Source organism: Paenibacillus cucumis (ex Kampfer et al. 2016) (genome assembly GCF_019748695.1).
GTDB classification, from domain to species: Bacteria; Bacillota; Bacilli; order Paenibacillales; family Paenibacillaceae; genus Paenibacillus; species Paenibacillus polysaccharolyticus.
The window spans coordinates 424,960-438,817 of sequence record NZ_JACLIC010000023.1 but is presented as its reverse complement, the minus strand read 5'-3'; the positions used below and the strand labels follow the sequence as shown (position 1 = coordinate 438,817).

The window sequence follows — 13,858 nt, the reverse complement described above, 5'->3', positions numbered from 1 at the left end:
TTAATTTGTCCTTTACAAGGGGTACATTTTAGATCCCTTTGCTCTTTTTTTATTTTAATTAACATATCGGCTTCGAAACCTTCAAGCCACAGTGTGCGATCACCTTTTTAGTTCACCATTATTCAAAATATTCTGATCATTAAACTGAACTCTTAAACCCGGAATTATGCTCAGAAGCATGATGATGACCGATATCACATACACAAAAATCAAAGAAGTCTGATTCATGATCACACCCGCGAGTGAGGAACCAATCAGCATCGTTCCCATAAATAAGGGCATAATGGTTCCATTCACCCTGCCAATGACGTGTTCATCAATCCGGCTGACCATATAGGAAGAGATAATGATGTTAATAAAAGCAAGACTTATGGAGCTCAGGAACGTCAGACCCATCGTTAACCAGAGCCAACTGGATAGGACCTCACCTAACATGGTAACAGCCACACACAACAGCCCGATTATTAATGTTTTCGTTTGATTCAACTTGTTGCTGACAGCCGCAGCGATCCCCCCGCCAATCAGCAAACCAAGCCCGGATGCTCCCGACAGAAATTGTAGTGCGGTTTGTTCCAATCCCAACCGCTCCGTAACCAGGAAAATGGCTAGTGGATTGATCAGGCCTGCGGATAGGCCAACACAGCCAAAAACCAGACCCAACATGCGAAGTGAACGAGACTGAGTGACATAATTCCATCCTTCTTTAATATCAGCGAAGAGAGAAGTACCGGTTTCCCGCTTGGCTTGATCCTTGGGCAGAAACGTTAGCAAAATAGCAGAAGCGACAAATAAGATGAGCAACACCGTCATGGATGTCTGAATGCCCATAGCAGTATATATAAAAGTACCTACGATTGGCCCCAAAATGAGGAAAAGGGAGTTTGCACTTTGCGTTACGGCGATCGCGGACTGTACATTCTCCTTTTTGACATTCCGTCTAACTATTTTGACAGATGAGGGCTGAGAGAACTGGCTGACGATGGAGGAAACGAGGGTTGCTGCATAAAGAACCTGCCAGTATCCCGAGCTAAGAATACCCATGATGATGACAATCGATATAGCACTTAGAATGTCTCCGATAATCATCGTTCGTTTGGGATTCCACCGATCTGCAAGCGCACCGCCTATGATGGAAAATATAAAGATTGGAGCATATTCCAGAACAGTAATGAGGGAGATTGCCACCGGGTTTCCTTGCGTCTGATCCATAATGTAATAGAGGATTGCCATATTGCGTATCCATATCGCAAGGTTTTGCAACAAATCTGATCCTGTGATGATAAGAAAAGCTCTGTTTCTGAATAACGTATTCATATTCCATCTCCCTTTTTAAACCGACTGTCCGGTTTATTATTGTTTAAAAAGAAAAACTGATATTTCATCAGTTTGTTCTCATTAACGTTGCTGGATGCCTGTCAGTAAACTACTGATCCCGATATGGTACAGGCGCCGGATTTCTTGCACATCTTTTTCGAAATAAAGTGTACTTAATCCACTAAGCAGGCCGTAAATAATATGCATCATGTCCTGCGGGTTACCCTTTTTAAACTCTCCAGCTTCCATACCTTCAGATAAAATACGCTCGTAGGTCGCATACGGAATCCGAATCAGAGCAAGCATCTCATCCATCATCTCTTGGCTAACCACCTGACTAGAGACAAATTCATTAATCGCATGATTCAGCGGATTCGCCATGTCATCCACATAATGATCAGCGAGTCCGTACAACTTCTCTGTAGCGGTCTTATATTGAGGTTCCTTCTCAACCCACTCGTCCATCCAATCTTCGTTGTTCAGCTTGATGAGGTACATAAATAGCTCTTCTTTGCTTTTGAAATGATAATAAATGCTACCTTTGCTTCGATTGTTAATCGTACATATGTCTTCCATCGAAGTGGCTCCATACCCCTTCTGGGCAAAAAGCTCTTTGGTATTACGTACAATATCTTTTTTTATCTGAGCAACGTCTTTTCTCCGTTTGACTTCGATAAATATACCCTCCCTACAAAAAAACCGACTATTCGGTCTAATATTAGCACGCACCCTAATTTCTGTCAATCGATAGAAGTAAGGCATCCCTTCTCACTCATTCGTAAGCACTGTGAAAAAATGATCACATCATACTTACGATCCAGCCAATCCAGTAGGCCAGAGGAATCAACAGTAACTGCGCCACCAGTGTGCCAAAAAGACGAGAGATCAGCATACAGCCATAAATTTGATTCATGCGATTCAGCCGGATTTCACCACGCAAAGATCGGTCACTCAGGAGTGAAATCCGCGGGTCGACCAGAATCGTAAGCAAAATGGTTGCCATACCGTTAATCAATCCTGTCGACTGAGATGCAGCCACAGCCTGATCCGGGTATAGATACGCTGCGTATAAACTGGACAAAACACCTGTAGTATAGATGGCAGTTACGGCTACATTGAGCAACATTAACCGTCTTGGCATGCTGTGTTGTACCAAACGTTTGGCCATTTCCCAAGAAGGTGGAGTAATATAATACGTTGCATTCCGAAGCTTACTCCGCTTCAGAAGTTGCCGGATCATGCCAGGAATGGAACCTGCCACTTCAAAATGTACAACCATTCGCGATGAGAGTTTGACCATTGTCGGGAAACAGAGTATGGCTAATGCTGTTCCTACCGTTGCTGCCCCCATCAACCAATGCAGTTGTGCTGCAAAGTGCGGGTTGGCTCCACGAGTGGCGGAGTCCACCAGACTACCGATCATGGGACCCTGTGCCATATTGGACGTACGAGAGACGAGTAGCAAAATGCCTGCGAGTGATATCGCAAGAGCAATCCGGCGCGTACGCAAACCGCCAAGACGAAGTGCATAAGATAAGCTATCTGTTGCATGGATCAGCATGGTGAATATCATTGGAAGAGCGAGACTTAGACTGAACATATGTACGTTCTCCTTTATATTGGTTCTAATGTTTGATTTTATCCAATTTTTATCACCAACGTATTATACGCCTTATGTCCCCCGAAGTATAGAAAAGGAGCGAGAACCCGTTTGGCGTTTATCTGATATGCCTGGGGGTAATATACTACTAACCCATACTATTTCAGGAGGGATAACATATGCCATGGAATAAAAGCGACTACCCGGTATCCATGAAAAATCTGAAGCCACGCATTCGGCATAAAGCGATCGACATTGCCAACGCTCTGCTTGATGACGGTTATGAAGAAGGACGGGCAATTGCCATCGCAACGGCCAAAGCGGAGGAGTGGGATGAGAATCACCCTGATCATACGGCGTCAGGCTCCGATTCGTCTTCTCGTACAACATCAAAAAAGCCTGACGAGTCTTCTTCTTCAGAATCTTCTTCTCGGAATCGGCGCCACTCCGAACCTGTCTCCTCATCCAAGAGCCATCACAACATTCATGTTGTACCAACCGAATCGGGCTGGGCCATTAAACAAGAAGGCACATCCGATTACCATTCCACCTACGATACCAAAGTGGAGGCTGTTGATGCCGCTAAAGCATGGAGCACCAAACATCATATTCGAGCCATTATTCATAATCAGGATGGACAAATTGCTCGTTCTCTTAAATCCTAATGTGCATCTATCACACTAATGTTCAAGGACATTTATTTAAAAGCATTCCTAACGCATAACAAAAAATCCCTCTTGTTGCAGAGTCTGCAGACAAAAGGGATTCCTCTCTAAATCAGAGCTTACTTCAAACCAGTCAAAGCTTGATAAAGCTCGAACACTTTTTATGCCATATAAGCTATGGGTTATTCTGAAATGCCTGCTCAATTCGTTACGCCTTGTGCCACGGAAGTCCGTGTTGTAGCTGCATTGACCGCTTTGGCGGCAACCGATGGAATCGGTAATTTTACAGCAGATGTTGTAACCACTGTACCGCGAGCCGGAATGCCGACCACATACGTAATCATTTTGCTGGCAATCCATACAGCCAGAATTGTATATAAAGTTTCTTTTACCGGAAGAAAGAAGAGTGACAATCCCAAAACGAACGCATCACTGACAAAGAAAACCGTTCCCAGTTTCCATCCCTTCCAGCGGCTGACGAGCACAGCGAGAATATCGTCTCCACCTGTCGCTCCACCAAAGCGAAGTACAATTCCCGCACCAACCCCGGTCAATACACCGGACAGTACTGCAGGAATCCACAGGTTTCCGTTAAAATTCATCACCAGTGTGGAGTAACGCTCAAAGCCGTCGTAGAATAGGGAAAATGCACCCACACCAAGCAGTGCTTGGATCATGAATTTCCAGCCCTTGATGAACCAGGCCAGGATCATGACAGGAATGTCGAGTAGCAACATGCCGACCGCCGGCGATAAACCCGTTGCATATTTTCCGAGCAGGGCCAGACCGACAAATCCGCCCTCCGATAAATGATTCTGAAAGTTAATGTGATAATAAGCAAATGCCAAAATAAATGTACCAAGTAACATAATTGCAAACTTGATCGCTTCTGTCTTAACGTGTTGTACGGTTAACGATGTTCTCTTCATACAGGTTCCCTCGCAGTTTGTAGTTGGTTTTTTAGACCGACCGTACCCTGCAAAAGGTAAGCCTGGAAGAAATCATCGTGTACGTCCTTCGAATATTCATCCCAATCCCCTCTTTCGCAGAGTCAGCCGTTTTGTTGAACCGGTTGGTTTACTCTACAAGGGGCGCTATGTGTATGAGAGATCGTAACGTTTCCAGATTGTCCTTGGGGAGATTGTCCTTCGGGGACTCATGGTATCCTGATCCTTTCTGTGTTTTGTGGTTAGCTGTGCTTGATTAAATTGAAAAATAAATGATGCAGAAGGTTGAACAGGTCGCTTTACACTTACCACTTCGATTGCAGTACCCTCTTTCGATCGCTGTTATCCCCGGATTTTTTTGATTCCTTTTTTCAAAAGGAAAAATCCTGTGATAAACGCGAGCGCTTCGCTTCTACTGATGGGTTCTGCATTCTTCGTTAACGTGTAAAAGGGAGATTCAACTCACAGCATTTTATTTCATTCAATTTAAACACCAAAGCTAACTTGCTTGTACTTCTATTATATAACACCAATGTGACCGGGTCTAAACAAGCAACCCAGCAAAAACACGCATAAAACAGCCTCTGGGCTGCTCCAGCCGTCATACAGGCACACCCGTATCAGCAAAGCTAACGAATGGTGCTACCTGCTCCTTTATTCTATGACCGAAGCTTTCAAATATAACAGTGCAGTCACCCAACTGTGACAATTACGGGCTTTTTTTTATTTTCTAGTCGTTAGCAAAGGAATCCTTTTCCTTATGCACATACACTATAGCGAACGGTATCGCCAATACAATTCAAACGTTTCCAGACTTACTCTGCTTTTTATGGTATAATATAACAATTGAATCCCATTACCGTTTAAGCGAGGCGGAGTGATGAAAACGTTAAAGCCGAGAGTCTTTATTGGCTGCTCGCTGGAAGCGAAGCCGATTGCAGCCGCTGTACACGAAAACTTGCGCTTTTCAGCCGAAGTCACCCCGTGGTACTCGGGGGTATTTAATCCAAGCAGTTATACCATGGACGATCTGGAAGCTGAGGTACGCACAACGGACTTTGCCATTTTTATCTTCCATCCAGATGACATATCCAAAATTCGCGGGAAGTACTACGCATCGGTTCGGGATAATACAATGCTTGAAATGGGTCTATTTATGGGCCGTCTGGGACGAAAGCGTATTTTTTTCATTCTTCCTGAAGATATTACGGACATCAAGGATGCTGCCAAAGTCGAAGGATTGCGGATGCCCACCGATCTGCTGGGATTGAATCCGCTGGTATATGAGATTCGTTCTGACGGAAAATGGGCTCCCGCCGTATCTGTAGCCTGCTCCAAGATCGCAGACAGCATTGAAGAACAAGGACGCTGGAGTGATCCCGAAGCTGAGCGTATCATCGAGAATCATAAGCGCTCCGAAGATCAGGCAAGACTGCAATTATTCAAACTGCTACGTTTCTTTAGGGAATTGCTGCGTACACGCAAAGCAGATGCCCAGATGCTCGAACGCATGAGTGACGCACTGCGAAGTGCCTTTGTTTCACATCCGCCATTCACTGTACGCGGCACTGCGATCTATCGTACAGATGGTAATGGTTACATTGAGCAATTATGTGGTAATGTTGGAGAACCCGGCAGAAAATACGACTTGTCCGCCAATGATGACAAACCGCCGGACGATCCCAAACGCATTCTTGTTGTCGATTCATATCAAGAAAACAAAATCAAAGTAAATCTGTACGACGATTACCTTGAGAAAGAGTATCTGCTGTGCTATCCTGTAGCCAAGAGGTATGTAATTACCGTTCACATTATAGGTCATATTGAAGCGGATGAGGCGGTGTTTCAGCACATTGACTTGCAAAATCGTCAACTGTTTAACGCCATCAACGATCTGTTAGGAGGCGAACCGGAATGAGACCGGAAATGAAAAAAATAAGCAAGCGCTGGGGCAGCGAGAAGAAAGTTCGCCTTAGTTCTGCGCCTGATTCATCACGACCGGTTCCGGAACCCAAGGAAGAGGATCGTTTCCACAAACCGGCCGTACCGCTCGTTACCATCGGCCCATCACTGAAGGGCAAGGAGCGGCCTTACAAAGTCATTTTAGAAAAAGAAGCATATTACGAGAAACCTCAATATCTTGCTTAAAATTGGGTAACAACCTGCTGCAGACTTTAGTTTTAGTTGTTTATTTACTGTTGAAGATGCTTCTATTTTATTCCATTACACATCTAACATTTAGACTGCCGCTGTATCGGCAGCATATACTCAAGGCCCCGCCGCCCAAGGCAGGGCTTTTTTGATGCTCGTTTTGTCAATTCCTCAATGTGTTCTTTCTTTGTTATATCTAATTACAATATTCGCATATAAGGAACGTTAGCTCTGAATATATGTTTTACCAAGTTGATGTTGCTTTTGACCTTAGGTTTCCTGCAAAACCCATAAATTATACCTAAATTTTGGAGTCAGCTTGTCCGTTCTTAGCAAGTATTCACCCATCTGAAAACCACAAACTTCTCAATTTAACACCATCATATATGTTGTAACGCAAATCATGTGCTCTTACTTGGCAATTAGACTTAATTGAGATGAATGATGCATTCGCTTTACTTCAAACTTAGGTTTCTATATAAACGATTAAAAATGGAGAACAAACTCATTTCCATTATTTCTCGGTTGTATAACGATTATCTTTTGCATATATTGATTATAATATAGGAACACTTGTTCTGTAAACATTAAATTCCAATTATAGACTAAGGAAGTGAATTGCCATGACATCCTCTTCTACTTCCGCCCCCACCCCTTCCGATGAAGATCACCGCCTGATCAAAGGCATGGTCGTACGCACCCTTTTGCTGGATGTACTGGAACGGGATATTCGAACACTGGATACGCTGCTTCTGAAAATGCCTGAGGTCTATATTCTCTCGCTCACCCGTATTCAGAATGAGGTACTTAAGGAGATGCTCGAACTGCGCAAACAGATGAGAACCCGCGGCGTGAAAGTTCTGGAGGAAACGCGGGGAAAGGATGGCATCGAAACCCTTTATTTGTGCAGGGGATACGGACAGCGGTTCTATATGCTCTGGACATTTGCACGTAATGAGGTTAAAAAAGAGCTAAGTCGCCATCTTCAGATGGATCTGACCCAAACTTAAGTATGATTGGTTTCCGAGGTATGGAGGCGCGATTGGTTCCCAAGCCAGCAGATGAAAGAAGCAAGGCTCTGCCGAGACTCCATATCCCAGGCAAGTGACTGCTGAACAGGTTGACCATTGCGTGCTCTGTCATTAAGATGGAGAAGACATATCCAACCATTCCAATATGGGAAACGGATATATCTTAAACGTCTTTTCAATCAAGGAGCTGTATTTATGGATAGAAGTTCAAATTCGCATTCACCTTCATTTTTGAAAAATAATACAAATCCACATCCGCTCGTAGCCGCAGATGTGACAGAACTGATCGGCCAGACCCCTGCGGTTCGACTCATCAGGCTCACAGGCAGTGACTCCGCTGACGTGTTCATCAAGCTAGAGTATTTCAACCCAAGCGGCAGCGTCAAGGATCGTGCCGCCTACAACCTGATTGCTCAGGCTGAACGAGATGGATTGCTGCAGCCTGGGGCAACCATTATCGAACCGACCAGCGGTAATACCGGAATTGGCCTTGCGATGAACGCCGCCGCCAAAGGATACAAAGCGATTCTGATCATGCCGGACAATATGTCCAAGGAGCGGATTAACATTTTGAAGGCATATGGCGCAGAGGTTGTACTTACGCCCGCTGCGGAGCGGATGCCTGGAGCGATTCGCAAAGCGAAGGAACTTCACGCCGATCTGCCGGGCAGCTTCATTCCCCAGCAGTTTGAGAATCAGGCGAATCCGGATATTCACCGAATCACGACGGCGCCCGAAATTATAGAGCAGATGGATGGCAGGCTAGACGCCTTCATCGCTACGGCCGGAACCGGCGGCACAATCACCGGAACGGGCGAAGAGCTGCGCAAGCAGCTTCCCGCCCTCCGCATCTATGCGGTGGAGCCGCAAGGTTCCCCGGTGCTGTCCGGCGGCGAGCCCGGGCCGCACAAGCTCGTCGGTACAAGTCCGGGCTTCATCCCGGACATCTTGAATACCGACGTATGGGATGGCATCATCCAGGTGTCCGATGAGGACGCACTGGATACGATGCGGCAGCTTGCTGCCCGGGAAGGGCTGTTGCTCGGCCCTTCCTCTGGCGCTTCGGTGTGGGCCGCCCTTCGCATCGCGAAGGAACTGGGGCCGGGGCACCGGGTGCTCTGCATTGCGCCGGATACCGGGGAACGGTATCTGAGCATGGGTATTTTTAACAAGGCCGAAGGCAACGAGCCATAACCCGACAATCTATTATTTCTCTGCATCATCCCTTCTCAAGCTCTACGTCCATATTGCATAACAAAATCGAGAACCAAATGAATAACCGAATAGAAAATCAAAACAAATAAGCCCCTGCTCACCTCGGATCATGTATCCCGGTGAACAGGAGCTTATTTTTATTTTCCTATGAAATCTATATGTGATCTACATCGATTAATGTGCCAAGGTTGTCCATTCCACACCTTCCGGGAGCAGAGCCGCAATGCGGTCTTTGGCTTCCTTTTGGGTATAGATCGACTCATCCAGAATCGCCGCCGAACCGGAATCACTGCTTGTGCGAATGAGACGTCCAAGACCCTGCTTCACACGCAGTAGCATATACGGCAGATCGATCTCTTCATATGGCGAAGCCGATGCATTCCGTTTGGCATTGAACACGGGGTCCTGCGGTGGGTACGGAAGTGACCAGATCATCACGTTGGACAGAGATGGCCCCGGCACGTCGAGTCCTTCCCACAGATTAACGGAGCAGAGCACACTCTCCTCATCCTGCTGGAATGCCGCAATCAGATCACTGATCTCTCTATCTCCCTCGTACATAAAGCGTAATCCTTCTGCTTCAGGGACATGGACGATGTCCTGCTTGAACGCGCGCAATTCCTCCATCGTACGGAAAAGGATCAATGCCCGACCGCCGCTCTCTTGGAGCAAAGCCGCCGCATCACGCAAACGGTTTTCGTTCTCTACATGACCTGGTAAGACTTGCTCAGCAATTTTCATCTGCATTTTATCTGCGTAATCATAAGGAGATGCAACCGAGAACGATACGAAATCGTCAATCCCGAGACTATCCGCCACATAGCGGAATGAGTTGTCTACGGACAGCGTAGCGGATGAAAAGACAATCGGAATACCCGTGTTGAACACACGCTCGTTCAGAATTTCTTTTACCGTACGCGGCATGATCGACAACGTGGTCTCTTCCTCGCTCTCTTCCGCCCAACAGATGTAACCATCTTCCTTGCGGAACAGAGACAATGCCGTCTGAATCATATCGAGATGTTCTTCCACGACACGCATCTGATACCCATCCAGTGAGAATAATCCACTCTCAAATACCAGCTCTTCGCCGATTGCATCAAGCACACTGTTCAATCGTTCGATCTCTTGCAGCAGCGGCGCTTCTACGCGCACTTCCTTCCGCTCCGAGCCCGGAATCGCCACCGTATACGTATCCAGCAGGCGGAACAATCGCTCACTGCTCTCGATTGCTTCATCTACACGCTCGGCAAGGGTTTCACGAATCTCCCCTTCGAGCAGACGTGTGACCAGTTCCTCGAAGATGCGGTGTTTCAATTTGTAACTCAAGGCGTTCAATGCGGCTTCTTCCAGCAAATGCCCTTCATCAAATACAACCGAGCTGTGGTCAGGCAATAATGGCAATTGTCCTTCACGTTTGCGCGCTTCATAGGTCCACACATGCTCCATGTAATAATCATGGGAACAGATGATGATGTCTTTGGAACGACGGTAATGATCACGCGACAGCGTCAGGCCGCAGCGTTGTCTTTTGGGACACACGAAACAATCCTGGAACGGGTCCCAGTTGATCTTGTTCCACTGGCGGTCGTTCAGATGCGGATACTGTTTGCGGTCACCATACGGATGGAAAGCCTGAAGTGTTCCCGGCGTGTTCACGAAATCCGGCAGGCTCTCATACACCTCTTCAATCACTGGCGCATCCTCATCGGCGAATCGGACGGCACTCAGCTTGTTCAGACAGACGTACTGATCTGGCGACTTGCCCAGACGTGCATCCACTTGCAAATCCAGATGTTCAGCGAGCTTCGCGATATCTCCGCCCGGCTTCACCAGCTGTTCAATCAAAGACTCGTCGGCACAGGCGATCACCGCCGGTTTGCCCGTATAACGTGCATAACAAACCGCGTAGAGCAGATAAACGAGTGTTTTACCTGTTCCTACGCCGGCCTCGGCCATAATCGTCTTTTTATCTCCATAGGCCCGTTCGAGCTGGTACGCCATAAAAATCTGTTCGTCCCGTACCTCGAAGCCGGACTCTGGCAAAATATCATAAAACACATCGGCAACCCACTCTCCCAGACGGGATACAAAAGGTTCAGCCGGATCATATGCAAAAGGGTAACGTTGTGTAGACAATCCTGGGTCAGCCTCCATTCTTAGACAAAGCGGTCCAATTTCTATTTTCCGTTTCAAAAAAGGCCGTTGGGCAAAAGTTAATTATCCCATAATGTGAATCGCATGACAAGATTTTTTTGTCGAATCATGAAGTAACATTGGCTGGTATAAATAGAGGTTGAACGATGACTCACGCGATTATACCTCACTTCATGGGAACTTGTAGAGATATAAGTCTTTTAGCAAACATAAAGTTCAAGGCTTGGAGGTTCATCCAGGTAGATAATAGATAATTTTGGTGCGAAAAGGGGAAAAACAACCGACCAATTTACGTTCATTTCGGACGATACTTCGTTAAAAAAAGGCGATTAGCCAATGTTCGGATTACATATTGCCTATGAATGGGATGGGATCGGGAGCAGTCATGCCGCTCTGCCAGCCTTAAACGCAACCTGATCAAATGATTATTGATGATAACGTTTACAACATTTACCATGAAGCTGTGTCCGGGTGGATACCCTTTAGCTAGCCGGGCGGTAGGACGAAGCACGTGACGTACCATATTCTGTTCCCATTGAAGGTACGCTCTGTTCTGCTCTGTTCGGCCCATACTCGGTTGCCGCCCGCCGCCAGCTCGATATTTTATTTCAATTAACCAAGGAGGCTTGCATCATGAAATTATTCCCTTCCACATCTACTCATGCATCTGCACGATCCCAGCGTTCCCTGAAATCCAAAATGACTAACATCTGTCTCAGTGCTGCGTTCCCTCTATTACTGCTAAGCGGTGGTTCCGTGGGTGCCGCAGAACTTTTGGAAGGCGGATTGCCTAATACCTCAGAATCAGAGTCAGTGGTGAACAGTTCCAATATCACACTGGCTGCGGGCGATTTGTATGTGTCTCCTAACGGTTCTGCCAGCAATCCAGGAACGATCAATAGTCCAACGTCACTGGCTAATGCTCTGACCCAGATCGCCCCAGGCAAAACAATCTATCTGCGCGGCGGAACCTACAGCTTCTCGCAAACGATTACCATTGAACGTGGTAACAGCGGCACTTCCTCACAACGTAAAAATCTGGTCGCCTACGGATCGGAAAAACCTGTCTTTGATTTCTCGGCTCAAGCCTTTGCTTCCACGAATCGGGGATTACAAATGTTCGGAGACTACTGGTTTGTGAAAGGACTTGAAGTCAAGGGTGCAGGCGATAACGGCATATTCATCGGAGGCAGCTACAACCGTCTGGAGCAGATCGAAGCGCACCATAACCGGGATACCGGCATTCAGATCGGGCGTTATGCTTCCACTGCTGCCAAAAGTGAATGGCCTTCATATAACGAAGTCATTCGTTCCTACTCCCACAACAACTATGACCCGGATGACGGCGAGGATGCAGACGGTTTTGCCGCCAAGCTGACGGTCGGTCCAGGGAACGTCTTTGACGGCTGCATTGCCGCCTATAACGTAGACGATGGCTGGGATCTTTACAGTAAAACAGACACAGGCGCCATCGGTGCGGTCACGATTCGTAACAGCATTGCTTACGGCAACGGCGCCACCGCTGACGGAACCTCCACTTCGAACAGTGATGGTAACGGCTTTAAACTGGGCGGCGAGAAAATTGCCGTGAATCACATTGTCGAGAACAATATTGCATTTAATAATAAAAAGCATGGCTTTACCTATAACAGCAATCCAGGTTCGATCCAGATGACCAACAACACCTCATGGAACAATGGACAAAGCAACTTTGCTTTTGACAAAGGTACCCACATCTTCACCAACAACCTGTCCTTCCAGGGCGGCGCCAGCGATAAAACCAGTGGAACCGATGTCAGCAGCACCAACGTCTGGTGGAAAAACAAAAAAAGCGTCAACGACAAAGGCCTGCTCGCCAGCGCAGCCGACTTTGTCTCCCTCGTGCCTTCGGTAACCCGTGCCGCAGACGGTACGCCTGTATTGGGTAATTTCTTGAAGCTAGCGGGTGGCAGTGATCTGATTGGGTCGGGAACGCCAGCGGGTAAGAATATTGGAGCCCGGTAGGTATAGGCTGGTAAGATAAAAGAATAATTCATAAAGCAAAGTCCCCTCCCCCATGCCAGCCTGATCGGTGGTAATGGAGAAGGGGATTTTTGAATTGCTGTGTATTGTCTGTTGGCTCATAAGGCAGATAGATACTCACGGTTTGGCTAGAACCTCAATCATCAGTCTGCCGCCTGTACGAAAACCCTGCTCAAACGCCGCTTCCACATATATGGATGTGGACTGTCCGATCAAGTCGATCAATTGCTCCAACGCATCGTAGTCTGTATCTGGGAGCTTTGTTTTGTAGTTTTGCATGATGTCCGATATTTGGCGGTTAATTTCGTAATACTCGGCCTGTTCAGGATGAATCGACTCGTCCAATCTTAGGTTTCCATGAAACAAATCTTCGATCAGGTTTGACATATTATCCCCACCTAGTCTTTTTACCAACTATTCTAATTATACTTTAGCGGATTTTCCGCTAAAAATCAATAGCGGATAGCGCGCTAAGATATGATATTAGTGAGGTGATGATCATGTATGCTCGTATACGCAATTTGCGTGAAGACAAAGACTTATCCCAGACACAAATTGCAGCCTATCTCGGCTGTAGTCAACGTGTTTATAGCAACTATGAACGTGGTGAATTGGATATTCCCACAGCTATATTAATAAAGCTGGCTGATTATCATCAGACCAGCACAGACTATCTTTTAAACCGGACGGACATACGGAAACCTTATCCTTAGAACTGACTCACTTCTTGCCTTTCCAAATAACTTTATAAACATT

Annotated in this window: 13 protein-coding genes; 7 read left to right on the top strand and 6 right to left on the bottom strand. The window is 46.6% G+C overall.

The window, feature by feature from the left end:
• Positions 1-99: 99 nt before the first annotated feature.
• The 3 genes from H7T88_RS15275 to H7T88_RS15265 form a co-directional block, all read right to left on the bottom strand.
• The gene (locus H7T88_RS15275) at positions 100-1,314 is read right to left on the bottom strand and encodes an MFS transporter (protein WP_221789120.1); all 1,215 of its coding nucleotides are present in this window, start codon (positions 1,312-1,314) and stop codon (positions 100-102) included.
• An 81-nt stretch (positions 1,315-1,395) separates the two neighbouring features.
• A complete protein-coding gene (locus H7T88_RS15270) occupies positions 1,396-1,989 on the bottom strand; it encodes a TetR/AcrR family transcriptional regulator (RefSeq protein ID WP_312027626.1) in 594 nt (197 codons plus the stop codon).
• A gap of 124 nt (positions 1,990-2,113) precedes the next feature.
• Positions 2,114-2,914 (bottom strand): lipid II flippase Amj family protein, encoded by an 801-nt coding sequence (locus tag H7T88_RS15265; RefSeq protein WP_221789116.1) that lies wholly within the window; start codon positions 2,912-2,914, stop codon positions 2,114-2,116.
• A gap of 179 nt (positions 2,915-3,093) precedes the next feature.
• Between H7T88_RS15265 and H7T88_RS15260 the strand changes: the two genes are divergently transcribed.
• Positions 3,094-3,579, top strand: a complete 486-nt coding sequence (locus H7T88_RS15260; protein WP_221789114.1) for a DUF2188 domain-containing protein — start codon at positions 3,094-3,096, stop codon at positions 3,577-3,579.
• 200 nt (positions 3,580-3,779) lie between these two features.
• On the opposite strand, the gene H7T88_RS15255 is transcribed toward H7T88_RS15260, so the two are convergent.
• Positions 3,780-4,508 carry a YitT family protein gene (locus H7T88_RS15255; protein WP_221789112.1) on the bottom strand — a complete coding sequence of 243 codons (729 nt, stop codon included), beginning with the start codon at positions 4,506-4,508 and terminating at the stop codon, positions 3,780-3,782.
• 898 nt (positions 4,509-5,406) lie between these two features.
• Here H7T88_RS15255 and H7T88_RS15250 point away from each other — a divergent pair.
• From H7T88_RS15250 to cysK, 4 genes are all read left to right on the top strand, one after another.
• Positions 5,407-6,444 carry a nucleotide-binding protein gene (locus H7T88_RS15250; RefSeq protein WP_090922612.1) on the top strand — a complete coding sequence of 346 codons (1,038 nt, stop codon included), beginning with the start codon at positions 5,407-5,409 and terminating at the stop codon, positions 6,442-6,444.
• Positions 6,441-6,674 carry a hypothetical protein gene (locus H7T88_RS15245; RefSeq protein ID WP_090922613.1) on the top strand — a complete coding sequence of 78 codons (234 nt, stop codon included), beginning with the start codon at positions 6,441-6,443 and terminating at the stop codon, positions 6,672-6,674. The genes H7T88_RS15250 and H7T88_RS15245 overlap by 4 nt, the downstream gene beginning before the upstream one ends.
• A 626-nt stretch (positions 6,675-7,300) precedes the next feature.
• Positions 7,301-7,687, top strand: coding sequence for a YhjD family protein (locus tag H7T88_RS15240; RefSeq protein ID WP_221789110.1), 387 nt, complete (start codon positions 7,301-7,303; stop codon positions 7,685-7,687).
• 117 nt (positions 7,688-7,804) lie between these two features.
• Positions 7,805-8,902 (top strand): cysteine synthase A, encoded by a 1,098-nt coding sequence (cysK, locus tag H7T88_RS15235; RefSeq protein WP_260510927.1) that lies wholly within the window; start codon positions 7,805-7,807, stop codon positions 8,900-8,902.
• A gap of 195 nt (positions 8,903-9,097) precedes the next feature.
• On the opposite strand, the gene H7T88_RS15230 is transcribed toward cysK, so the two are convergent.
• On the bottom strand, positions 9,098-11,080 hold the full coding sequence (locus H7T88_RS15230; RefSeq protein WP_221789109.1) for an ATP-dependent DNA helicase: 1,983 nt from the start codon (positions 11,078-11,080) through the stop codon (positions 9,098-9,100).
• Positions 11,081-11,713: 633 nt separating this feature from the next.
• On the opposite strand from H7T88_RS15230, the gene pel9A reads away from it, so the two are divergent.
• Positions 11,714-13,084 (top strand): pectate lyase Pel9A, encoded by a 1,371-nt coding sequence (gene pel9A, locus H7T88_RS15225; RefSeq protein ID WP_221789108.1) that lies wholly within the window; start codon positions 11,714-11,716, stop codon positions 13,082-13,084.
• A 135-nt stretch (positions 13,085-13,219) separates the two neighbouring features.
• On the opposite strand, the gene H7T88_RS15220 is transcribed toward pel9A, so the two are convergent.
• Complete coding sequence (locus H7T88_RS15220) at positions 13,220-13,489, bottom strand: DUF6809 family protein (RefSeq protein WP_221789107.1); 270 nt, start codon at positions 13,487-13,489, stop codon at positions 13,220-13,222.
• A 113-nt stretch (positions 13,490-13,602) separates the two neighbouring features.
• On the opposite strand from H7T88_RS15220, the gene H7T88_RS15215 reads away from it, so the two are divergent.
• Entirely contained in the window at positions 13,603-13,815 is a 213-nt protein-coding gene (locus tag H7T88_RS15215) for a helix-turn-helix domain-containing protein (protein WP_221789106.1), read from the top strand.
• Positions 13,816-13,858 lie beyond the last annotated feature (43 nt).